Below are 22,610 nucleotides of genomic sequence, written 5' to 3'. Positions count from 1 at the left end.
CTGTTGCTTTCGAGTTGACGGACGCGCTCGAAGCGCGTCTATCGGCTGCGACGGCAGTAGGGGCGGATGGTAGGGACAGACTGCGAACTCAAAGTGAACAGTGGCCGACTCGTAGTGAGACGCGCGTACCGTTGATGCTCGACCTCAGGCGGCGGCCTGCGTCGTCGACGCGGCCTTCTGGCCACGGGTCTTGTTGCCGGCCTTCGGCTTTGGCTTCTTGGTGCTGGTCTTCTTCTCGGTCTTGCTGCCGGTGCCCGACGTTCCCGAATTGGCATTCGAGGTGGTTCCGGCGCCGGTGGTGTCCGGCTTGGTGGCGTCCTTGGTGTCTGTCGGGTCCTTGGTGTCTGTCGCCGCGGGTTTGGCTGCCGTGGGCACGAGCTTCAGCGGGGGCTTGACCTTCGTCGCGGTGATCTTCGGTATGGCGGTGACCGCGACCCCGGATGCCGGGGTGGGCGTCGTCGCCGCAATCGGTGCCGGTTGAGTGGCCAGCGCGTGGGCGATGGTCTGCTGGGCGAAGGCGATCCCGTCGACGATCTTGCCGGCGCCGGTGCCGAGTCCCTGGACGACGAGCTTGACGCCGTCGACCACGGCGGTGACGAGATTGCCGATGTTGATGGGCAGCAGGGCGGCCACGACGTTCTGACCGGCGATGATCGCAGAGGCCGCGAAATCGTTGAAGCCGCCGAGCAGGCCGGCGCCGAGTCCGATGAGCGCCGCGGGCACCGCTTGTTGCAGCGCCTGGTCGACGGCCAGTTGGCGCTGGTTGCGCTCGATGACGGAGACCAGAATCGGCCCGCCGATGACGGTGACCGCACCGATCAGTCCCGATTCGACAGTGCCGAGTGCCCCTACGAGATCGCGGGCGAGGATCTGCTGGGCGACGGTGACCACGAGCCCTGGAATGGCACTGATCGTTTGTCCGACGCCCTGGCCCGCCTTGGCCAGGCCGACGCCGATCGTCAGGGCGTCATCGACCTGATTGATCACCCACTGCCTGAACGCGGGGAACTGCAGGATGTCGGCGATCGTGGCGGTGAGCTGAATATCCGGTACCTGCACGCTGTGGATCACCGGTGCCGGGAGGGCAGTCAATGCCGGTGGCGGAGGAGCGGTGACGATGACGCTGGCGGCCATGACAGCGGCGGCGGTGGGCAGGCTCAAACGAGTGGTGAGTGTATGCATTTGAAAGCTCCTGACCGAGGTATGGAACTCAAGCAATATTGACGGTATCGACAAATTTGCTTCGGTGCTGAGCTATTTGCAATGTTTTGTGGTGCGACGGCTTTGGCTGCAGCTAGTGCTGCGGCCGATGCCCATCGGGGTGGAAGTTCCCGGGCGCCATTTTCGGCGCTTCGGGATCGGACGCCAGGGTGCGGCGCAGGCGTTGGCCCAGTTCGTGGTTCTGTACCGGCTTTCCGGCGTGTGGCGCGAGCGCGCGCGCAATGGCCTGCAGTACGGGCTCTCGGGGCGGTATCGGATAGAAGTGATCGCCGATGACCAGCCAACCGTTCCCGCCCGCGGCGGCGCCACCGATCAGCTTGCCGACCAGATCGGGAAGGTCGATGCCCCCGAGCAATGTGTGCAATTGCGCGATCACCGACACCGTGTTGTTGAACCGGTTGGTGACGTAGATCCGCGACCCATTGGGGGAAACGGCAACGGCCCCTGCGTAATTACCGACGTTGACGGTGTCGGTCACGGTCATGGTCGCAGTGTCGATCCGGCTCACATCGCCGGTCAGCTGGGTGACGTAGACCGCGGAGCCGTCGGGTGCGACAGTGATGTCGTTGAGCTCCTGGCCGAGCGGGAAGGTGACGCCGGTGGTGACCGTACCGGTGCCGACATCGACCACGGTCACATTGCTCGTGGTCACACCGAACTTGACTCCGCCCATCACATAGACGCGGCTGTTGTCGGGGCTGACGACGAGCCCGCTGATCGGCTTGCCGACGGCAAATGTCTTGACGACGCTGTGGGTGACGGTGTCGATGGCCCAGATCAGGTCGCCGGTGTAGCCCGCGACGTAGAGCCGGGAGCCGTCGGGGCTGACGGCCAGGTAGTAGGCCTCGTCGACCTTGATGGTTCCGGTCACCGTGTTGGTGGCGGCGTCGATCAGCATGACCTTCGGGTCGGAGGTGCCATCGCTGTCGCCGCCCGAGGCGAGATAGACGGTGGAGCCGTCGGGGTGGACGGCCACCTGTCCGGCCCAGCCGGACAGCACCACGGCTACAACGGATTTGGTGCTGACGTCCATCACCGACAGCCCACCGAGGTTGTTGCAGTACAGCCGCGTACCGTCCGGATGCACGACCAACTGCTGGGCGCCCTGCAATCCCACGCCGGGTCCGATGGCGTCGACCACGGCGTTGGAGGCCGTGGCGATCACGGAGACCGTCTGGCTACCGCTGTTGCCGACATAGAGGCGATCGCCAGCCGGACTCGGCACCGCCGATGTGGGACCGCCGCTCTCGGGGATCGTTGCGATGACTGCGAGCATGGCGACGGCTCCTTCGGGTTACAGGGATTCGATGACCCGGGTCGCGGTGGGCAGGTCGACTCCGGCCTCGTCGCGGTAAGCCTTGACGGCGGCAATCTTGTTGCCGGAGGCGAGCAGTTCGAGCACGCGGTCCGACACTTGTGTTTGCGCCATCGACCGCACGTCGGGCAGGGGAATTCCGGTCTGCGCGTAGAGATGTCGAACCAATTGCTCCAGCGCGCCGAGTCGCTCGTAGATATCGTTCGTCGTCACGTGGCCAGTGTGGCACCTATGCGCCGGCTGTGGACCGAAAGTGACATCCGCGGTCAGGCCTCCAGCCGGGCCCGCACGCTCGCGAGTCGTTCCTGCAACTCGGCCTCGCTGATGACGCCGCGGGCGACGAGCGAGTGTGCGAGCGAGACCAATTGGCTCTCGGGGTACGGCAGGCCGGCGTACACGGTTGCAGAGAGGGCGTCTTCCTCGTCTCGGCGTTCCTTGAAGCTGAGCACCTCCGCGTCGCACGCCGAATGGTCGAGCGCGTCGCACAGGCCGTCGAGGCTGGTTTTCCATGGGGGAACCGGGTTTTCCACGCCCCACTTCGCTGCCATCCGTGACCAGACCTGGTCGCGTGCCACGATGTCTTGCAGCGGGGCGATGTTGCTCATCCGGCCGTCCCTGGGTGCATGGCCGGGCGGGTTGTCACGATCACGTTGGTGGTCACGCCCGGCTTGGGGAGTGCCACCCCGATCAGGCAGTCGCGCGTGATGATCTCGGCGAGTTGATCTTCGGTCCACCCGTCGGTGCCCTCGGGGCGCATAGGCATCACCATGAAGCGGTGTTTCTGGTTGGAGTCCTCGACCCTGACTTCGACGTCGTCGGGCAGATACAGCCCGAACTCGGCCAGCACCTGACGCGGCCAACGGACCAGCCGCCGTCGGTAATTGGGCGTCCGGTACCACTCGGGGGAGTTGCCCAGAATCGGCCGCGGATAGCACGAGCACAGCGCGCAGACGATGACGTGATGCACCGTGGGCGTATCGGCGAGGATCTGGAAGGCGACGAAATCGCTTGGGGTGCCGAAGCCCGTCGGCTCCAGCCAGTCGACGCCGACAGCCTTGCTGGCGGCCAGCGAGTCGTTGACGGCGAGTTCGGCGAACTCGGGATCGAGCCAGGCCCGGGCGACCAGCCGGGCCGCGGGGCTGGGGCCGATCTGCTCGGCGAATTCGGTGAACCGCCGATGCTCCTCGGCGGTGAAAATGCCCTTCTCGATACACAATTCGCGCAGCGCGATCTCGAGCACCTCGAAGTCGGTGATCTCGTCGACCATGGGCTTCACCGTGCGGGCGTGATCGTGGTCGTGATCATGGTGGTGATCGGACATGCAGATCCTTTCTGGCAACAGTGAATTGAGCTAGACGGCGGCTTCCAGCCAGCGTTCGGGGATTTCGGTGCGCAAGGTGTCCTTGGTCGTCCCGGTGTAGTCGTGCCACAGCTCGGACTGGTTGAACTCGACGACGTAGAACCACTCGGGCGGCGCTTCAGGGATGTCCCAGGTCTCGTCCTCCGGCGCCGGGCTTTCGTAGGCCTGCGCGGCGATCGTGCCGGTCGCGCCGCGCACATATTCGGGGGTGCGGGTGTAGAAGATCACCGGTAGCTCCCGCACCACCACCGTGTCGCCGACCTTGAACTTCGGCGTGCCGGCCTTACCTGCGTAGATCTGCGGATCGCCGATGCCGACAGCGTCGATGTGGTGCTTGTTGCGTTTGACGTTCGAACCGTCACCAACCGACTTGGGCTGGGCGTCGAGCGTCTTCCCGTCGAGCCCGCCCTCGTACCGGGCCTTGACCTCGGCCATGCGCTCCATCAGCTCACCGAGGCTGATGTGGTGCTTCTCGATCAGCACCCGGGCAACCGACAGCAACCAGCGGCCGTAATAAGGCAGGCCCAGGTATTCGGCGCGGCCGACGTCGACGTTGCCGATCCGGCGCCGTTCCTCCGACAGCCAGATCCCGCGCCAGGCCAGCACCTCGCAGATCACGTACGTCATGTGCTCCCACAGTTCGTACTGCTTGTTGACGTACTCCATGGGCGCATCCGGCTCGCCGCCCACGTCGTGGACGGGTTTGAGGTACGCCGTGATGCGGGCGGAGTCGAGCATGTCGGGGTAGGGGGCGTCGGGAAGTTCCGGATAGGACGATTTCAGTCGGGACACCAAGCCCAGTTGGGCTGCGCGCTCGGCCGCTGTGCTCATGACAGCTCCTCGTGTTGTGCAGACGCAACAATCTGACGCGAGGGGCCGATTCGGCATCCGAAACATGCTGAGGAACGAACGCACCCCCGGCGTCCTCGCTCACATGACTACGTAAGCGACCTTAACTCCGCGGTGGCGGTCTCGTGCCAGTTTGCGCCGCCGCACCCAGCGTCTTCATATCAATATCTGAGCTGATTCATTGCTGGGCCGTTCACTGTGGGCTCATGTCCACTACAACTCGTGCGCGGCGCTACGGCGTCGTCACCCTCGCCGGATTCGCTGCGCTCTCCCTGTCGGCCTGCGGATCGTCGAACACACCAGCGCCCAGCTCGAAAGCTGCCAGCACCTCGTCGTCGCCGTCCGCCAGCCCGGCTCCCGGAGGTCCGGGCGGCAAGGACCGGGTGTCCGGGCTCGTCAACTCGGTGTCGGGCGGCACCGTGTCGGTCACGGGGAAGGACGGGCCGGGCACGGTGAACATCACCTCCTCGACGCGAATCACCCAGCTCGCCCCCGGCCAGCTGACCGACGTCACCGCCGGCGAGTGCGTCGCCGTCCGCCCGGTCAAGGGCAACGACGACAACAACAGTCCCGCGGTGACCGCCGCGAACGTCCTCGTCGGCCAACCGCGCAACGCGCAATGCGGTGAGAAGGGCGGGAAGCGCGAACATGGCATCAACGGCACGGTCGCCTCGGTGAACGGCAACACGATCATGGTCACCGACGCCGACAACAGCCAGATCACCGTGACGGTGACGCCCGATACCCGCTACACCAAGAGTGCCGGCGCGGACGCGAAGGCGATCGCCGCCGGGATGTGTCTGGGCGCGCGCGGTACCAAGGACGGCAGTGGCGTCCTGCAGGCCACGTTTGCGATGGTGCGGCCCGCGATGAATGGTGCGTGTGGCGGCGGAGGCGGCGAGCACCAGCACCGCTGAGATCATCCCGGCGGCGCGAAGAACTCCAGCGCGATGCCGTCGGGGTCGCGGAAACTCAGGCCCGACCCGTAGGGCGCGTCGATGACGCCGCCGTGCGTGACGCCCAGCTCCTCGAGCCGGCCGGCCCAGTCGACGAGGTCGGCCCGGGAGGCGCAGCCGAAGCCGACGTGATCGAGGCCGGCCCGGAACTCGCTGAACTGGCCGGGCTCGATGGCGCGGTCATGCTGGTGGATGCCGAACAAGGTGCCGCCGGGCAGTGCCCACACCAGATGTCGGTAGCCGGCGTCGGTGTGCTCGTCGAGCACCGGGTCGTCGCCGATCAGGGCGCGATACCAGGGACCGCTGACCGTCATGTCGCTGACGGTGACCGCGACATGGTTCAGTGCTGCGAACGCCATGAGATGCCTCCTGATTGTGAATGTTGGTTCATACCAACGGTTTTCCGCGCCGTGCGCGGGCCCGCATATCCCACAGGTACAGCTGGTAGCCGAACAGCCACACGTCGCGCGGGATCACCCGGTCGGCCAGCCGCAGCGCCGTCATCAGCCGGTCGAACCAGCGCTGCTGCGCGGGTGTCCACGCCAGCTTCATGTGGGTGCGGAACTCGGCGGGCAGGAAGCCCGTCGTCGCGAAGAGGTTGAAGGGACCGGCCAACTGCCGCAGCGGGGTGGGCAGGAACGCCAGCGACGCCACGCCGTGCAGGTGTTCGCGCACGGGTTCGTCGATCTGCAGCTGGTCGAGCGTGCGTTTCCAGTACTCGTCGAAGGCGAGCCGGTCGGCCGGCCACATGCTCTCGCGCACCTGCAGCGTGGCGCCGAGGGTGCGGGCGTCCTGATAGATGGCGTCGGCGGCTTCGGGGCTCAGCGGGCCGTACAGGAACTCGTGCTGATCGATGTAGTAGCGGTAGAGGCAGGATGCCACCCACAACTGCAGCTTCGGATCGAACGCGCTGTACTTCACCGGACTGGACGCCGTCGACCGCACCAGGGCGTGCACCCGGTCCACCTCGCGGCGGATCAGGGCGCGGTCGTCGTCGGTGCCGTACACGGCGGCCGCCAGGTAGGTGCCGGTGGTGCGGGCGCGTTTGAACGGATGCTTGTAGACATTGCCGCTATCGACGGGGCTTTCCAGCACGCCGTAGCCGACGCCGGGGAGGGCCAATTGCATGATCACGTTGGCTGCCGGCGCCAGCGCTGCCGCGGGGTTGATGAGGTCGACAACTCGCTTCGGGTGCCGTGGTGGACCGAGCCGCATGATGCCGAGTAAACACCTTGTGAGACGCTGCCCGGCGTGTTTGACAGAAGCGCCCCGAGGGCGGCCGGTCTGGCGCTCGGCTACCTGGCAGATGTGTGCTGGGCCGACCCCCGCCGCGGCCATCCCGTAGCGCTGTTCGGGACGGCGGCCGCCGCCCTGGAGCGCCGTACCTACCGCGACAATCGGCTGGCGGGGGCCGGTCATACCGCGGCGCTGCTGGTCGGGCTGGGGGCACTGGGTTTCGGGCTGGATCGCATCGCGCGGGGTCCGGTTGCGAAGACCTTGGTTACTGCCGCGGCGACGTACACGGTGCTGGGTGGCACGTCGCTGGCCCGTACCGGCGCCGACATGGCGGCCCGGTTGGACCGCGATGACGTGACCGCGGCCCGCGAACTGCTGCCGTCGTTGTGTGGGCGGGACCCGGCGTTCCTGGACGCCGACGGGCTGGCTCGGGCCGCACTGGAATCGGTCGCGGAGAACACCTCCGACGCGCAGGTCGCGCCGATCCTGTGGGGTGCGGTCGCCGGGGTGCCGGGCCTGCTGGTGTATCGCGGCGCCAACACCCTCGACGCGATGATCGGGCACCTCAATCCGCGCTACACCCGGTTCGGTTGGGCGGCAGCACGATTCGACGACATCCTCAACTACCTGCCGGCCCGCGTGACGGGGCTGTGTGTGATGGCGGTGTCCGGTCGCCCGGCTGCGGCGTGGCGGGCCTGGCGCGCCGACGCGCACAAGCACCCGAGCCCCAATGCCGGTGTGGCAGAGGCGTCATTCGCCGGGGCCCTCGGCGTGCAGCTCGGGGGACCGACGCAGTACGCGCATCGTCTGGAGATGCGGCCGACGCTCGGTGACGGTCCTGCGCCGGCCGCCGCGGATCTGAAAAGAGCTGTGCGGCTTACCCGCCGGGTTCAGGCGCTGGCAGCGATGGTGGCCCTGGTCGTAGGCGCCCGTCCCCGGCTGAAGGGTTCGGGCAGCTAGCCCGTCAGCAAGTCCATGCCGATGCCGACCAACGCGTCGGTCACCTTTTCGTAGCGACGCAAGTGCCCGGTCAGTGCGATGTCGTTGATCATGTTGATGACCGCCTGGACCCGAATCCTGGCGCTTGTCGAGTCGCAACCAGGGTGAGCCGATCGGACCAACTGAACCCATTCCGCCACATACTGATACTGAGCCGCCCGCATCCGGTGTTGATCCTCTGGTGGCAGCTGCACGATCTCGGTGATCAAGAGCTGGACAAGTTGCGGGTATTCGAAGGCGAATTCGCTGTAGCTCGTCAGGAGGCGACGAAGGCCATCCGCGCCATCGGCGGCTCGGGCCAGCGTGCGTTGCATGTCGACCCGCAGCCATTCGTCTCCACGGTCCATGGCAGCGATGAGGATGTCCGCCTTGGTGTTGAAATGGTTGTACACACTGGGTCCGGCGATACCTACTGCGGCACCGATGTCTTCGATGCCGACGTTCGAATAGCCTTGTTCGGCAAAGAGTTTCACGGATCGAGTGATGATCGTGTCGTGGCGCGAACGCTCCAAGGTTTCACTGCTCGCCGATTCGACGGCGCGCGTGATCAGTGTCGGTACATCGCCTTCGAGCACCGCGGCAACCAATGCGGTCAAGAGCCGACTGAAATCTGGCTCGGGGAGAGAGAGGTTGTGGAAGGAAATGCTGGTTCCGACCCCGAGCACGCACCACGCGAGCAGGTCGGCCTCGGCGGCTCCGATATCCGGTCGCTCGCCGGCGATCATCGCCGCCAGCCGCGCCCCGATGTCGCGCACCTGCACGCGAATGGCAGCCCGGCTGTCCGGGTCGAGGTTTCGTGACTCCCGGTGCCACAGAATCCCCACCGAACGGTGTTCGATCATGCTGGTCGCGACATCGGCGGCGAGCACCTGTGTCGCAGGGCCCGATTCGGCCAACATCTTGTCGGTCGCGTCCAGCCCGTTGACCACTACCTGCGCCAGCAGCTCCTGCTTGCTGCGGAAGTGGCGGTAGAGCGCCGAAGCTCCGATTGCGACGGCGTCCGCGATGTCACCCATGCCGACGTGCGCAAAGCCATCGCGATAGAACAGGTCCTCGGCGGCGACCAGGATGAGTTCCCGACGGTTCGACGGCCGGGTACCGCGTGCCGGCTTGTCACTCATCCCGGTCCTCCTCGATGACCTAAGAAACCTGTGTTGCAGTGTCCTCCCAGAATTTCTTCCGGAGCTCGCGCTTGAGAATCTTGCCAGCCCCCGACAGGGGCAACGCATCGACGAACTCGGCGCTTCGTGGAATCTTGTAGTTCGCGATCAGCGCCTTGCAATGTTCGCGGAGCTCATCCTCGGTTGTCGTCCGACCGGGCAGTAACACGACCACCGCGTGTACGCGCTCGCCCCACTGCGGATCCGGTACTCCGATGACCGCGCACGACGCGACGGCGGGATGCTTCGCCAGTGCATTCTCGACTTCGGCGCTGTACACGTTCTCACCGCCGGTGATGATCATGTCCTTGATGCGGTCGACGATGAACACGTATCCGTTCTCGTCCATCCGGCCGCCGTCGCCGGTGTGCATCCAACCGTCGACGATCGCGGCTTCGGTGTCTTCAGGCCGATCCCAATATCCGAGCATGATGTTGTCGCCCTTGACGACAACCTCACCGACCTCACCACGCGGGACCTCGTTGCCATTCTGATCGACGATCCGCACTTGTACGTGCACGCACGCGCGCCCGGCTGAGCGGCGCAATTCGGGTACGTCGTGATCCTCGGGCGTCAACACGGTGGCCACGGCGGACAATTCGGTCATGCCGTAGGCCTGGGTGAATCTGGCGGCAGGCAAAGCCGCTTGCGCGCGATCCAGCACCGCGTCGGCGATCGGCGATGCGCCGTAGATGACGCTCTGGACGCTGCTGAGGTCGTGGTCGGTCAGCGCCGGATCGTCGACCAGCATCTGGATCATGGTCGGGACAAGCAGTGCGGAGTCGATCCGGTGCTCCGCGATGGCCTTCAAGACGCCGGCCGAGGTGAACATCGGCACGATGACGTGTGTGACCCCGACGAGGTTGCCGATCGTCCATGCCGCGAAGTCGGCAAGGTGGAACATCGGAGCCGCGTGCAGCAGCCTGCCGCCCGGCGTGACCACCCGCGTCGTCGCCTGAGGACCGAGCGCCGCTGTCACGATGTTGTTGTGGCTGAGCATCACCCCCTTGGGATGCCCGGTGGTCCCTCCGGTGTAGAACACGCCGAGAAGATCATCGCTGCCGGCGTAGGAGTCATCGACGGGATCGCTTTGCGCGACAAGCGTTTCGTAGGAGACGGTGCCGGCCGGTTGCGCACCGTCGCCGATGAAGATGACGGTCTCGAGTCCGGGGAAAGCCGTTCGGATCGGCTCGATCATGGGAGCGAACGCGTCGTCCACGAGCAGAATCTTGGTGCGGGACTCTGCCAGTGAGTACACGATCTCCGCGGGACTCCAACGAATGTTCACCGGGTTCAGTACTGCGCCGAGCCACGGCACCGCGTAGAGGTACTCGTGATACCGATCGGAGTTCAGGCTGAGAATTCCTACCCGGTGACCCTCCTCGACTCCAAGCCCGCGCAATGCGCCCGCAAACCGAGCAATGCGGTCAGCGGACTCGGCGACCGTCCGGACTCGGTCGTTGAATATCGTCGCGATCGAACCGGGACGCTGCTGAACCGCGCGATGGAGTGATTGGGTCAGATACATCGATGTGCTCCTGGTCGGGCGAAATTGGGGGAGTCCCGGGCCGTCACAGCACGGAGTCGAGGTACTGCTGCCGGATACGGCGCTTGATCAACTTGCCGGTCGCCTCACGTGGCAGATCGTCGTCGAAGACGATGACCTTCGGGACCTTGAACCGCGCCAGCCGCGCGGCGAGGTAGCTGCGGATCTCCTGCTCGTCGAGACCCGCTTCGGGGTCGACGTCGATGTGTGCCACCAACTTCTCGCCGAATTCGGGGTCTGGGACGCCGAATACCGCTGCGTCCCTTACTCCTTCGTGCGAGATCAGGGTGTTCTCGATCTCGCTCGGATAGATGTTCACCCCGCCTGATATCACCATGTCGATGGCCCGGTCATTGAGGTAGAGGAATCCCTCAGCGTCAAGGTATCCGACATCGCCGATGCTCACGTAGCCCTCGAAGTCCATGCGGGCCCGCTTCCCGGGGTCGCCGATGAAGGTGAAGTCGGGCCAGCACGACGGCGGCTTGAGGAACACTTCTCCGGACTGTCCTAGCGGGACGTCGCGACGATCGGGGTCGAGAATCCGCACAGCGCCATCGCGTAGCGGCTTGCCGACCGTGCCAGGATGCGCGAGCCATTCCACGCTGTCGCAAGCGACCACCCCGCCGGTCTCGGTGCCACCGTAGAACTCGTTCACGATCGGACCCAGCCACTCGATGATCCGATGTTTGACCTCGGGCGGACACGGTGCCGCGGCGTGCACCACTGCTTGCAGGGAAGACAGATCATAGCGAGCGCGCACCGCTGCGGGCAGTGCAAGCATCCGCACGAAATGTGTTGGAACCAACTGCACATGGTTGATGCGATGCCGTTCGATCAGTGCGAGCATCTCCTCCGCGTCGAACCGCGGCATGATCGTCGTGTCCAACCCGAGTTTGGCGGCGAATGCCGCGTGCGCGTTCGGCGCTGAGTGATACATCGGCGCGACAACAAGGGTCCTGCTGCCGGGCGCGACCGCAAGTGTCTGCATGAAGAGGCCCGCGACGTCCAGTTGGCAGTCCGGGGCCACCGGATCCCGCAAGACGCCCTTGGGCGAGCCGGTCGTTCCCGAGGTGTAGATGACGCTCATCGGCGCCTTTTCGGCCGGCCCGGTGAACGGCTTCTGCTCCGCGCGCCAGGCATTGAGCTGCAGACAGCCGCCTCGCGCAGCCGTCTGTTCCGCGGTGAGATTGAGTGCATCCGTGAGCGCACCCGCGGTCGATACTTCGATCAGAGTCCGGTCCGGCGCCGCCTCGCGGATCACCTCCATGAACGGGCTGTGTACGAAAATAACTGAGGCTCCGCTGTTTTCGACGAGATAGTGCAACTCGTTGGCCCTCAGGTGCCAATTCAACGGCACCGACGCCGCGCCGATCAGACTGGCCGCGCCGATGATCTCGACGAACGAGATGTCGTTGTAGAGCAACAGTGCGATCCGGTCGCCTGGACGGACACCGAGTCCACGCAGTCCGGTGGCTATTCGTGCTGTCCGATCGGCCGCTTCCTCGTGGGTGCGGGTCTCGTCGGCGCATCGGATCATCGGCAACTGCTCTGACATGGCCATCCTTTTCGATTGGGCCCGACTACAACGAGCGCGCGATCAGTTCCTTCATCACTTCATTCGCGCCGGCGTAGATCTTCTGCGCGCGGGAATCCGCATACATTCGAGCGATCGGGTACTCGAGCATGTAGCCGTAGCCACCGAATAGCTGGACGCAGCGATCGATCACCTCGCACTGCACCTCGGTCGCATACGACTTGGCCATCGATGCGCTGGCGGCGTCGAGCTCGCCACGTAGGTGGCGTTCGATGCAACTGTCGACGTACACCCGCGTCACCCGGGCAAGCGTCGCGCATTGCGCGAGCTCGAAACGCGTGTTCTGCAACTCGAACAGCGGGCCACCGAACGCGTGGCGTTCCTTGGTGTACTTGACGGTCTCAGCGACGGCGGCCTCGGCCATTGTGGCGCCAGCGTCGGCGATCAGGAGCCGCTCGTGCGCGAGTTGGGTGATCGCGTACGAATAGCCCTTTCCCTCTTCACCGAGAAGGTTGGTCACCGGAACCGCCATGTCCTCGAAGAACAACTCAGCGGTGTCCTGTGCCTTCATCCCAACTTTGTCGAGCACCCGGCCGACGCGGTATCCGGGTAGGTCACGCGTCTCCACGACGAGCAGCGAAACTCCCCTGACCCCGGCGGATGGATCGGTTTTGAGCACGAGGATGACGATGTCTGCGTTGAAGCCGTTCGAGATGAAAGTCTTGGAACCGTTGACGGCATAGTGGTCACCGTTCCGGATCGCAGTCGTGCGGATTGCCTTCAGATCCGACCCACCACCGGGCTCGGTCATGGCGATGGCTCCGATGAACTCACCGCTGGCCATCTTCGGCAGCCAACGCAGCTTCTGCTCGTGCGTTCCGTAGACGTTGATGTAGTTCGCGACGAGACCGCTGTGCACGGATGCACCGGTGCCGAAACCCATCTCGGTGAGCTCGAGCGAGGCCTGGAAGATCGCGAGGTCGTGGGCGAATGTGCCGCCACCACCTCCATACTCCTCCGGGATCGATGCGCAAAGCAGGCCCTGCTGGCCTGCCTCGAGCCAGAATTCGCGGTCGACGCGCTTCTGCTCGATCCACCGTTCGCGGTGCGGAAGCGCTTCGTTGACAAGGAACTTGGTTGCCATTTCCTTGAGTGCGACGACTTCGTCGTCGGCCCAGGGCGATCTGTACTTGAATTCAGCCACGGTTGTCACGTCATTCTGTCCTTTAGAAGTTGAAGCCACCGCCGCAGAGCAATGTCTGCGCGCTTACGTAGTCGGATTCGGGGATGCAGAATAGGTAGACAGCGCCTGCTGCTTCGGTGGGTTCGCCGCCGCGGCCGAGCGGGATCATCTGTTCCATCGCAGCGAGCAGATTCGGGTTGACGCCGACCTTGATCTCTTTTCCGCCGACGTCGATGGTGCCGTCACCGCTGGCAGGTGCCGAGGTCAGACGCGTCTTGATCAAGCCGAATGCGACTGTGTTGACGGTGACGTTGTAGCGGCCCCACTCCTTGGCGAGGGTCTTGGTCAGACCGGTGACGCCGGCCTTCGCCGCGGAGTAGTTGGCCTGGCCCGCGTTGCCGCCGGTGCCGGCCATCGACGAGATGTTGACGACCTTGCGGCACGGGATCGGCTCGCCGGCTTCCTTGGCCTTCTTCACCTGGGCGGCGATCACCGGTTGGGCGGCGCGCAGTATCCGGAAAGGTGCCTTCAGATGTACGTCGAGGATCGCGTCCCACTGCTCGTCGGTCATCTTCTGGATGACCGAGTCCCAGGTGTAGCCGGCATTGTTGACGATGATGTCGAGGCCGCCGAAATTGTCGACGGCGGCCTGCACGAAGCGCTCGCCGAAATCAGCGTCGGTGACGCTACCCACACACGAAACTGCCTGTCCACCAACTGCTTCGATAGCGGCGACGGTTTCTTTGGCCGGTTCGGCGTCGAGGTCGTTGACGACGACCTTCGCGCCCTCGGAGGCCAGCTTCAACGCGATCTCGCGGCCGATGCCGCGGCCCGAGCCGGAGACGATGGCGACTTTGCCGTCAAGAGTTCCCATGTTTGCAGTGCCTTTCAGAGTGCGACGGTGGCGTCGCCGGTGAGTGTGACGGTGCCGTCTTCGAGAGTGACGGTGAGTTCGATTGTGGCCAGGCCGTTTTCGACGGACGTGATCTTGCCGGTGGCGGTCGGCTTGCCGTGTACCGGTGTGATGGATGCGAATCGCACCCGGTAGGAGCGGATGCTCGCCAAATCGAAGTTGTCGGTCAGCAGCCGGCCCAGGTAGGCCATCGACAGCATCCCGTGCGCGAACACGTCGTCCAGACCGGCGGACTTCGCCACGTCGATGTCGATGTGCATGGGGTTGTGGTCGCCCGAGGCGCCGGCGAACAAGGCCAGCGTGGTCCGCGAGATCGGACGAATCTTCAAGGGCGCCAGCTCGGTTCCGGCCGTGAGTGTTTGTGTGGTCACTTGCCTGCTCCTGGATTCCTGACGACGATGACGGTCTTGAGATCGGCTACCAGCGAACCGTTGGCGCGTGTCACTGTCGTCTCCTTGACGATGAACTCGAGCGCGCCGCCCTTCTTGCTGTAGATGTCGGTGATCCGCGGCGTCGCGGTCAGGACATCGCCGGCGTGCGCGAGTGAGTGATAGATGAACGACTGCTCGCCGTGCAGCACGAACCGCAGATCGATGCCGAGCTGGTCGGCCCAGGCGAACGGATTCGGGTTCTCCAGTTCTATCGAGAACAGGAATGTCGGTGGCACGCGCAGATCGTCGTCGACGGTGTCGCCGATCGCCTTGGCGAAGAACCGCAACCGTCCGGCGTCGACGGTCAATGTTGTAGCGGGAAGCTCGGTTCCGATGGCAGCGGTGTCGATGGACATGTCAGCTCACCTTCTCGTACAGCGTGACGACGGCCGCGCCGCCGAGCCCGATGTTGTGCTGCAGCGCTACCGTCACGCCGTCGACCTGCCGCGCTCCGGCAGTGCCCCGCAACTGCCAGACCAGCTCGGCGCACTGCGCCAAACCGGTCGCACCGAGCGGGTGCCCCTTGGACAGCAGCCCGCCGGACGGGTTGGTGACGACGCGGCCGCCGTAGGTGTTGTCGCCATCGAGGATGAACTTCTCGGCAGTACCTTCGGGAGTGAGACCCAGGACCTCGTAGGTGATCAGCTCGTTCGCGGTGAAGCAATCGTGCAGCTCGACGACGCGAATATCGGTGGGCGATACGCCCGAGGCTTCATACACCTTGTCGGCCGCGGCCTTGGCCATGTCGTAGCCGACGACGCGCATCATGTCGTTGGATTCGAAGGTCGACGGGGAGTCGGTTGTCATGGCCTGAGCCTTGATCGCGACCGACGCGTCGAGATTGTGCTTGCGTGCGAACTCCTCGCTGCAGACGACGGCTGCCGCGGCACCGCAGGTAGGTGGGCAACACTGTAGCCGGGTGAGGGGCCCGTAGATCTGGGGTGAGGCCATGACTTCCTCGACTGTCACGGCGTCCCGGAACACCGCATAGGGGTTGTTGGCCGCGTGCTGGCGCGCCTTCACCGAAATCCTGGCGAAGGTCTCGGGCGCGGTGCCGTACTTCTCGGCGTATTGACGTCCCGCGCCACCGAAATACTGTGCGGCAAAGGGTGACTCGTCCACACCCTGGATTGCGTGGGCGACTTCGTCGAAACGCCGGAAGGGGGTCGGGCGGTCGCTCCACATCGAGCCGAGGGCGCCGCGTTGCATCTGCTCGAACCCGAGAGCGAGAACGCATTCGGCCGCGCCGGACTCCACGGCCTGGCGGGCGAGGAACAGGGCTGATGAACCCGTCGAGCAGTTGTTGTTGACGTTGATCACGGGTATCCCGCTCTGGCCGATACCGTAGAGCGCTGCCTGCCCGCTTGTCGAGTCTCCATACACATAGCCGACAAATGCCTGATTCACATCCGCGTAGTCCACGCCGGCGTCGGCGAGTGCCGACCGAGCGGCTTTCTCGCCAATGACATCGTACGATTCACTTGCGCGCGGCGTTGTAAAGGGAATCATTCCGACTCCCGCGACGATGACCCGTCGTTTCATTGCCCGTCCACCTAACTATTAGTAATTCACTTAAGTAGAGCACGGGGCGGCGCCATGGGCAAGAACCGTTTTTGTGGATCGCCGGTGTGGTCCGAAATCGGCATAGCGAGGCAAGGCGGGTCGAGGTTTACGGGCTAGCGCTGCAGAGTGCAGACCGACAGGTTGGTGGGCCGCGTTTCAGGAAGGTCGCGCAACCTGCTGGGCCGCCGTTTCGGCGGGTAGATGTTCGCGGCGCGGGTCGCCGTCAGCGGCGCCGGCCGTATCGGTCGGCGAGCTTTTCCTCGGCAGTGAGCGGGGTCGCCGGTTCGTCAGGGTCGGGGCCGCCGGAAGTCTCTGTGCTCGAACCGGATTGGGCTTTCTCCAGCCGGCGCTGCCGCATCTCGGCAACCACGAAGTAGCCCAGGCCGATGGGCGCGACGATGCCGAACGCGATCCACTGGATGCCGTACGACAGGAACGGGCCGGCATCGAGGTGAGGCAGTGCGATGACCCCGAGCCCGCCCGGCTGGCCGTCGACGAGCTGTAGGTATTCCGCGGTCAACGGCACGCCGGTCAGCTGCGCGATCTGAATCGTGCTGATCGAGTACACCTGCGTGATGCCGTCCTGCTTGAACGGTTCCTTCCCCGACATGACGGGTTCGGCGTCCCGGAGCCGCCCGGTGATCGTGACCGTTCCCGGCGGCGGCGCCGCAAAAGGCGGCACGCCCTCGCCGGCCTTGATGTAGCCGCGGTTGACCAGCACCGTCGGGCCGCCGTCGACCGCGAACGGCGTGAGGACCTCGTAGGACGGGTCGCCGTCGTCGGTCCGCAGCCGGACCAGCACCTGCGCCTCGGGGCGGTAGTGGCCCGTCGCCGTCAGCTTTCGCCACTGCGCGTCCGGAGCCGACGAATCCTGGTGCGGCAGGACCGAAGTCAGCGGCACGGGCTCGGTGTTCAGCGACGACGCGATCTGGTTGTTCTCCCGCGAGGTGCGGGTGTTCTTGCCCAGCTGCCACGGCGCGAGCACCGTGAAGCACAGATAGGCGAACGCGATCACCACGACGAACAGGGCCAGCCACTGCGGCCGGAACAGGAACCCGAGCCGGCGCATCAGTCGCCTCGCTCCGCCAGCTGCTTGTCGACCCAGTCGTGCAGACCCGGCAGCGAGGCCTCGATCACCACGAAGGTCTCTTCGAAGTCGTCGATGCCGCCGTAGTACGGGTCTTCGACGTCCAGTGCGTGGGCGCCCGAACGCGGGTCGAACGAGCGCATCATGCGGACCCGGTCCGGGTCGGCGCCCAGGTCACCGAGGATGCGGGTGTGGTTGCGGCCCATGGCGACGACCATGTCGGCGGCCAGGTGCTCGTCGCTGATGGCCGCCGCGGCGTGCGCGGTGGGGTAGCCGTGCGCGCGCAACACGCGCTCGGCCCGGCTGTCGGCGGGGTCACCCGCGTGCCAGCCGCCGGTGCCGGCGCTGGTCACCCGGACCAGATCGGCCAGCCCGCGCTCGTTGATCTGGTGGGCGAACATCTTCTCGGCCATCGGCGACCGGCAGATGTTGCCCGAGCAGATGAACGTCACGTGCACGGGGTCAGACACCCAGCACCTCCCGTAGTTCGTCGACGGTGGCGACCCGCCGGACCGTCGAGTCCTCAGTGAAATCGGTTGCGCCGTAACCCCAGTCGACGACGACGGTGTCGATGCCGTGGTGTGCGGCACCGTGGACGTCGTGCGAGCGGTCGCCGACCATCAGCACCTCGGCGGGCACCGGGGCCAGCTGGGCGAGCGCATGGGCGACGACGTCGGCCTTCGCCGACCGGGTGCCGTCGATGCTGGCGCCGGCGACGACCTCGAAATGCTCGTCGATGCCGAAGTGCTCGACGATGCGCCGGGCGGTCGGCTCGGCCTTCGACGTCGCGACGGCCAGGCGCACCCCGGCGGCCTTCAGGTCGGCCAGCAGGTCCTCGATGCCGTCGAACATGCGGTTCATGGACCAGCCGCGGGTGGTGTAGTCGGCGCGGTAGGCGGCGATGGCTTCGTCGGCTTTCTCGCCGAGGCCGAGCGAGCTCAGCGTCACATGCATCGGCGGGCCGACGATGCGTTCGACGAGGTCACCGTCGGGCACGTCGGCGCCGATCGCGCCGAGGGCATGGCGGAAGCTGGCGACGATGCCCTCGGCGGAGTCGGTCAGCGTCCCGTCGAGGTCGAATAGCACCAACTGCGGGGTCACGGTGCCATTGTCCCTGATGTACCTGGGCGCCTGCGCCGCGCACCAGACGAGTTCCTGCTCGAGAAGGACCAAACGGCTGCGTTGAGGGCCCTACGAGCGACCATTTGGTCCTTCTCGGCTGCTGGCACCTCTGATCTAGGGTTTACCTGTGGAACCCGGGGCGCGCTATCACGGTGATCAGGCCGTGGCGCCCGGCATGCTCGACTTCGCGGTGAACGTCCGGGGTGCCGGCCCGCCGCAATGGCTGGCCGACCGGCTGGCGGCCCGGCTGGCCGATCTGGGCAGCTATCCGACCTCCTCGGACGTGGACGCGGCCCGCTCGGCCGTGGCGGCTCGGCACGGGCGTGACCTCGACGAGGTGGCGCTGCTGGCCGGCGGAGCCGAGGGGTTCGCGCTGCTCCCGCAGCTACGACCCCGCCTGGCGGCGCTGATCGCGCCGTCGTTCACCGAGCCCAAAGCGGTGTTCGACACCGCGGGGGTGTCCGTCGCCCAGGTGGTGCTGGAGGCACCGTTCCGGCTGTCCGGCGCCACGGTGCCGGCCGACGCCGATCTCGTGGTTGTGGGCAATCCCACCAACCCGACCGGGGTGCTGCACCGCCGCGACGAGATTCTGGCACTGCGGGCCCCCGGACGCCTCGTCGTCGTCGACGAGGCCTTTGCCGACGCGGTACCCGGCGAACCGGAGTCGCTGGCCGGCCGGTCACTGCCCGACGTCGTGGTGCTGCGCAGCCTGACCAAGACCTGGTCGCTGGCCGGGCTGCGGGTCGGCTATGCGCTGGGTGCGCCCGAGGTGTTGGCGCGGCTCACCGCACAACGGCCACACTGGCCGCTGGGCACGCTGCAGCTGGAGGCGTTGACGGCGTGCAGCGAGCCGGCCGCCGTCGCCGAGGCCGAGGCCGGCGCGCGCCGGTTGGCTGAACTGCGCACCGAGATGGCGGCGGGTCTGACGGCGGCCGGTTTCCCGGTGGCCGACGGCGTCGCACCCTTCGTCCTGTTCTCGGTGCCGGATGCTGAACTGGCCCGGAAGCACTTGGCGGAGAAGGGGATTGCGGTGCGCCGCTGTGACACGTTCTTCGGGCTGCCCGACGGCTACCTGCGTGCGGCGGTCCGGCCCGAGTGGCCGGTCCTGGTCGAGGCTCTACAGGAGGTGCTCTGGTGAGTGTGCCGTTGCGTGACGTGATCGCCGCGCTGGACCGCGCGTATCCGCCGGCGCTGGCGCATAGCTGGGACTCGGTGGGCCTGGTCTGCGGTGACCCGGCCGAGGACGTGGAGTCGGTGACCATCGCGGTCGATGCCACCGCGGACGTCGGGGCGTCCGTGCCCGACGGCGGACTGCTGCTGGCGCACCACCCGCTGCTGCTGCGCGGGGTCGACACCGTGGCCGCCGATACCGGCAAGGGCGCGCTGATCCACTCGCTGATCCGCCGCGGCGCGGCGCTGTTCAGCGCGCATACCAATGCCGATGCCGCCGCACCGGGGGTGTCGGACGCGTTGGCCGAGGCGTTGGGACTGCAGGTCGACGGCGTGCTCGACCCTGCTGAATCGCGTACTGAACTGGACAAATGGGTTGTCTTCGTGCCCCATGTGAACGCCGATGCGGTCCGGGACGCGATGTTCGCCGCCGGTGGCGGCCAGATCGGTGACTACTCGCACTGCAGCTGGATGACGATGGGTGTCGGTCAGTTCCTGCCGCACGAGGGCGCGACGCCGACCATCGGCATGGTCGGCGCCATCGAGCAGGTGGCCGAAGACCGGGTCGAGGTGATCGCGCCGTCCCGGCTGCGGCGGGCGGTGCTGACGGCGATGCGCGCGGCGCACCCCTACGAGGAACCGGCGTTCGACGTGCTCACCCTGGCGCCGCTGCCGTCGGACGTCGGGATCGGGCGCATCTGCTCGCTGCCCGAACCGGAACCATTGTCGGCCTTCGCTTCCCGCGTCGCGCGCGGCTTGCCCACCACGTCGTGGGGGGTGCGGGCGTCAGGCGATCCGGACGCGCTGGTGTCCCGGGTCGCGGTCTGCGGGGGAGCTGGCGACTCGCTGCTCGGCGCGGTGACCCGGTCGGGTGTCGACGTCTACGTGACCTCCGATCTGCGCCATCATCCGGCCGACGAGCACCGTCGCACGTCGGACGTCGCGCTGGTCGATGTGGCGCATTGGGCCAGTGAATTTCCATGGTGCGAGCAGGCCGCCGGGGTCTTGCGTGCACAATTCGGTGATGCGTTGCCGGTGCGGGTCAGCCAGATCCGTACCGACCCCTGGAACGTCGAGATAACCTGCTGAGAGACGTGAACATGAAAGCTGAAGTGTCGCAACAACGTTTGTTGCTCGAGGTGGCCGAAGTGGACGCCGCGCTGACCCGCCTGACGCACCGGTCGACGCACCTGGTCGAGCAGCAGCGCTTCGACGCTGTGCAGGCCGAGCACCGCGAAGCCAACGACCGGCTGGCGGCACTGAGCATCGCCGTCGAGGATCTGGACGCTCAGATCGCCAAGTTCGAGTCCGAGATCGACGCGGTCCGCCAGCGTGAGACCCGCGATGAGCAGCTGATGGACAGTGGTTCGGTCGGGGCCAAGCAGGTGGCCGAACTGCAGCACGAGCTGGAGACGCTGCAGCGCCGGCAGGCCGCGCTCGAGGAGCAGCAGCTGGAGATCATGCAACGTCGTGAAGAGCTGCAGGGCGAGCAGGCCGAGGAGTTGGCGCTGATCGACGCGCTGCAGGGTGATCTGACCACGGCTCAGGTCGAGCGCGACAACGCACTGGTGTCCATCGACGAGTCACGGACGGTGGCAGGTGACCGCCGCGTGGCTCTGCTGGGCTCGGTGGCGCCGGAACTGGCAGAAATGTACGAAAAGCAGCGCAAGCAAGGCGGCCCTGGTGCCGGGCTGCTGCAGGGGGCCCGCTGCGGTGCGTGCCGCATCGACCTGGACCGTGGTGAGCTGTCCCGGATTTCGGCGGCCGCCGACGACGACGTGCTGCGCTGCCCCGAGTGCGGGGTGATTCTGGTGCGGGTCAAGGACTTCCGCGTCGGAGAAACCGGTCTGTGAGAGTTCTGGTCGAGGCTGACGGCGGGTCGCGCGGTAATCCGGGACCCGCGGGCTATGGCGCCGTGGTGTTTTCGGCCGACCGCGCCGAGGTGCTGGCCGAGCGCAACGACTCCATCGGGGTGGCGACCAACAATGTCGCCGAATACCGGGGGCTGATCGCGGGCCTGGAGGCCGCGGCCGCCCTGGATGCCGATGACGTTGCCGTGTCGATGGATTCGAAGCTGGTGGTCGAGCAGATGTCCGGCCGCTGGCAGGTCAAGCATCCGGACCTGATCCCGTTGAACCGGGAGGCAGCCGCGTTGGCGCGGCGGTTCGGGCAGGTGAGCTACACGTGGATTCCGCGGGCGCAGAACTCACATGCCGACCGGCTGGCCAACGAGGCCATGGACGCGGCGGCGGCTCCGGCTACTTCGGTTCCTGAGCCGAAAGCCGCTGCGGCACAACCATCCCCACCTGGTTGGACCGGTGCTGTGGGCGCGCCGACCCGGTTCCTGCTGCTGCGACATGGGCAGACGGAGCTGTCGGTGCACCGCCGTTACTCGGGTCGGGGCAACCCGCCGCTGACGGAGTTGGGTCGCGAGCAGGCCGCCGCGGCCGCCGCGTATGTCGGTGGTATCGAAGGAATCTCGGCGGTGATCAGCTCACCCCTGCAGCGGGCGTTGGACACCGCGAAGGCGGCAGCGAGCGCGCTCGGGCTGGAAGTCACCGTGGACGACGACCTGATCGAGACCGACTTCGGCGATTGGGAAGGCCTGACGTTCGGCGAAGCGGCCAAACGGGATCCGGAGTTGCACCGCAGCTGGCTGGGGGACACCAGCGTCGCGCCACCGGGCGGCGAGAGCTTCGATACGGTGACGCACCGGATCCGCCGGGCTCGCAACCGGATCATCACCGAGCACGGCGCGACGACGGTGCTGGTGGTCTCGCACGTGACGCCGATCAAGACGATCCTGCGGCAGGCGCTCGATGCCGGGCCGGGCATCCTGTATCGGCTGCACCTGGACCTGGCGTCGCTGAGCATCGCCGAGTTCTACGGCGACGGCGGCTCCGCGGTGCGATTGGTCAATCAGACCGCCTATCTGTAGACCCTCCCTCTGTGCCGCGCTGGGGTT

The 22,610-nt window shown here is 66.2% G+C and carries 25 protein-coding genes; 6 read left to right on the top strand and 19 right to left on the bottom strand.

The genetic code is table 11. The annotated features are described in order from the left end of the window. Positions 1-144 precede the first annotated feature (144 nt). The 6 genes from ACNO8X_RS21695 to ACNO8X_RS21670 all read right to left on the bottom strand — a co-directional run bounded on the left by ACNO8X_RS21695 (position 145) and on the right by ACNO8X_RS21670 (position 4,727). Positions 145-1,182: a hypothetical protein gene (locus tag ACNO8X_RS21695; protein ID WP_418002662.1), complete on the bottom strand. Its 1,038-nt coding sequence runs from the start codon at positions 1,180-1,182 to the stop codon at positions 145-147. Between the two features lie 112 nt (positions 1,183-1,294). Then, positions 1,295-2,497: a YncE family protein gene (locus ACNO8X_RS21690; protein ID WP_418002661.1), complete on the bottom strand. Its 1,203-nt coding sequence runs from the start codon at positions 2,495-2,497 to the stop codon at positions 1,295-1,297. Positions 2,498-2,515: 18 nt separating this feature from the next. Then, positions 2,516-2,749 (bottom strand): hypothetical protein, encoded by a 234-nt coding sequence (locus ACNO8X_RS21685; protein ID WP_418002660.1) that lies wholly within the window; start codon positions 2,747-2,749, stop codon positions 2,516-2,518. A 53-nt stretch (positions 2,750-2,802) separates the two neighbouring features. After that, positions 2,803-3,141: a thiocyanate hydrolase gene (locus ACNO8X_RS21680; protein ID WP_418002659.1), complete on the bottom strand. Its 339-nt coding sequence runs from the start codon at positions 3,139-3,141 to the stop codon at positions 2,803-2,805. Beyond that, complete coding sequence (gene scnC / locus ACNO8X_RS21675) at positions 3,138-3,857, bottom strand: thiocyanate hydrolase subunit gamma (RefSeq protein ID WP_418002658.1); 720 nt, start codon at positions 3,855-3,857, stop codon at positions 3,138-3,140. Before scnC ends, ACNO8X_RS21680 begins: the two co-directional genes overlap by 4 nt. 30 nt (positions 3,858-3,887) lie before the next feature. Further along, positions 3,888-4,727, bottom strand: a complete 840-nt coding sequence (locus tag ACNO8X_RS21670) for an SH3-like domain-containing protein (RefSeq protein WP_418002657.1) — start codon at positions 4,725-4,727, stop codon at positions 3,888-3,890. A gap of 224 nt (positions 4,728-4,951) precedes the next feature. On the opposite strand from ACNO8X_RS21670, the gene ACNO8X_RS21665 reads away from it, so the two are divergent. Next, on the top strand, positions 4,952-5,662 hold the full coding sequence (locus tag ACNO8X_RS21665; RefSeq protein WP_418002656.1) for a DUF5666 domain-containing protein: 711 nt from the start codon (positions 4,952-4,954) through the stop codon (positions 5,660-5,662). A 2-nt stretch (positions 5,663-5,664) separates the two neighbouring features. Here ACNO8X_RS21665 and ACNO8X_RS21660 read toward each other — a convergent pair whose 3' ends face one another. Next, positions 5,665-6,060: a VOC family protein gene (locus ACNO8X_RS21660; protein ID WP_418002655.1), complete on the bottom strand. Its 396-nt coding sequence runs from the start codon at positions 6,058-6,060 to the stop codon at positions 5,665-5,667. Positions 6,061-6,088: 28 nt separating this feature from the next. After that, positions 6,089-6,916 carry an oxygenase MpaB family protein gene (locus tag ACNO8X_RS21655; RefSeq protein ID WP_418002654.1) on the bottom strand — a complete coding sequence of 276 codons (828 nt, stop codon included), beginning with the start codon at positions 6,914-6,916 and terminating at the stop codon, positions 6,089-6,091. A 36-nt stretch (positions 6,917-6,952) separates the two neighbouring features. On the opposite strand from ACNO8X_RS21655, the gene ACNO8X_RS21650 reads away from it, so the two are divergent. After that, entirely contained in the window at positions 6,953-7,897 is a 945-nt protein-coding gene (locus tag ACNO8X_RS21650) for a cobalamin biosynthesis protein (protein ID WP_418002653.1), read from the top strand. On the opposite strand, the gene ACNO8X_RS21645 is transcribed toward ACNO8X_RS21650, so the two are convergent. The 11 genes from ACNO8X_RS21645 to ACNO8X_RS21595 form a co-directional block, all read right to left on the bottom strand. Continuing rightward, positions 7,894-9,057 (bottom strand): TetR/AcrR family transcriptional regulator, encoded by a 1,164-nt coding sequence (locus ACNO8X_RS21645; protein WP_418002652.1) that lies wholly within the window; start codon positions 9,055-9,057, stop codon positions 7,894-7,896. The genes ACNO8X_RS21650 and ACNO8X_RS21645 overlap by 4 nt on opposite strands. A 19-nt stretch (positions 9,058-9,076) precedes the next feature. Continuing rightward, on the bottom strand, positions 9,077-10,624 hold the full coding sequence (locus ACNO8X_RS21640; protein ID WP_418002651.1) for a long-chain-fatty-acid--CoA ligase: 1,548 nt from the start codon (positions 10,622-10,624) through the stop codon (positions 9,077-9,079). Positions 10,625-10,667: 43 nt separating this feature from the next. Next, a complete protein-coding gene (locus tag ACNO8X_RS21635; protein ID WP_418002650.1) occupies positions 10,668-12,197 on the bottom strand; it encodes an AMP-binding protein in 1,530 nt (509 codons plus the stop codon). A gap of 25 nt (positions 12,198-12,222) precedes the next feature. Then, positions 12,223-13,380, bottom strand: coding sequence for an acyl-CoA dehydrogenase family protein (locus ACNO8X_RS21630; protein ID WP_418002649.1), 1,158 nt, complete (start codon positions 13,378-13,380; stop codon positions 12,223-12,225). A 22-nt stretch (positions 13,381-13,402) separates the two neighbouring features. Then, positions 13,403-14,233 (bottom strand): SDR family NAD(P)-dependent oxidoreductase, encoded by an 831-nt coding sequence (locus ACNO8X_RS21625; protein ID WP_418002648.1) that lies wholly within the window; start codon positions 14,231-14,233, stop codon positions 13,403-13,405. Positions 14,234-14,247: 14 nt separating this feature from the next. Further along, positions 14,248-14,643: a MaoC/PaaZ C-terminal domain-containing protein gene (locus tag ACNO8X_RS21620; RefSeq protein WP_418002647.1), complete on the bottom strand. Its 396-nt coding sequence runs from the start codon at positions 14,641-14,643 to the stop codon at positions 14,248-14,250. Further along, a complete protein-coding gene (locus ACNO8X_RS21615) occupies positions 14,640-15,059 on the bottom strand; it encodes a MaoC family dehydratase N-terminal domain-containing protein (protein WP_418002646.1) in 420 nt (139 codons plus the stop codon). Before ACNO8X_RS21615 ends, ACNO8X_RS21620 begins: the two co-directional genes overlap by 4 nt. A 1-nt stretch (position 15,060) precedes the next feature. Next, complete coding sequence (locus ACNO8X_RS21610; RefSeq protein ID WP_418002645.1) at positions 15,061-16,245, bottom strand: lipid-transfer protein; 1,185 nt, start codon at positions 16,243-16,245, stop codon at positions 15,061-15,063. A 244-nt stretch (positions 16,246-16,489) separates the two neighbouring features. Further along, positions 16,490-17,335: an SURF1 family protein gene (locus ACNO8X_RS21605; RefSeq protein WP_418002644.1), complete on the bottom strand. Its 846-nt coding sequence runs from the start codon at positions 17,333-17,335 to the stop codon at positions 16,490-16,492. Beyond that, the gene (locus tag ACNO8X_RS21600; RefSeq protein ID WP_418002643.1) at positions 17,335-17,823 is read right to left on the bottom strand and encodes a low molecular weight protein-tyrosine-phosphatase; all 489 of its coding nucleotides are present in this window, start codon (positions 17,821-17,823) and stop codon (positions 17,335-17,337) included. The genes ACNO8X_RS21605 and ACNO8X_RS21600 overlap by 1 nt, the downstream gene beginning before the upstream one ends. Further along, entirely contained in the window at positions 17,816-18,454 is a 639-nt protein-coding gene (locus ACNO8X_RS21595) for an HAD-IA family hydrolase (protein WP_418002642.1), read from the bottom strand. The genes ACNO8X_RS21600 and ACNO8X_RS21595 overlap by 8 nt, the downstream gene beginning before the upstream one ends. A 148-nt stretch (positions 18,455-18,602) precedes the next feature. On the opposite strand from ACNO8X_RS21595, the gene cobC reads away from it, so the two are divergent. The 4 genes from cobC to ACNO8X_RS21575 are packed head-to-tail and all read left to right on the top strand — an operon-like array spanning position 18,603 to position 22,583. Continuing rightward, complete coding sequence (cobC, locus tag ACNO8X_RS21590; protein WP_418002641.1) at positions 18,603-19,613, top strand: Rv2231c family pyridoxal phosphate-dependent protein CobC; 1,011 nt, start codon at positions 18,603-18,605, stop codon at positions 19,611-19,613. Next, entirely contained in the window at positions 19,610-20,734 is a 1,125-nt protein-coding gene (locus tag ACNO8X_RS21585) for a Nif3-like dinuclear metal center hexameric protein (RefSeq protein ID WP_418002640.1), read from the top strand. Before cobC ends, ACNO8X_RS21585 begins: the two co-directional genes overlap by 4 nt. A gap of 11 nt (positions 20,735-20,745) precedes the next feature. Then, complete coding sequence (locus ACNO8X_RS21580) at positions 20,746-21,498, top strand: zinc ribbon domain-containing protein (RefSeq protein WP_418002639.1); 753 nt, start codon at positions 20,746-20,748, stop codon at positions 21,496-21,498. Beyond that, entirely contained in the window at positions 21,495-22,583 is a 1,089-nt protein-coding gene (locus ACNO8X_RS21575) for a bifunctional RNase H/acid phosphatase (RefSeq protein WP_418002638.1), read from the top strand. The genes ACNO8X_RS21580 and ACNO8X_RS21575 overlap by 4 nt, the downstream gene beginning before the upstream one ends. Positions 22,584-22,610 lie beyond the last annotated feature (27 nt).

It is taken from the genome of Mycobacterium sp. PDNC021 (assembly GCF_048282635.1).
GTDB classification, from domain to species: domain Bacteria; phylum Actinomycetota; class Actinomycetes; order Mycobacteriales; family Mycobacteriaceae; genus Mycobacterium; species Mycobacterium llatzerense.
The sequence above is the reverse complement of the archived record's forward strand: the minus strand, read 5'-3'. Positions and strand labels throughout refer to the sequence as shown.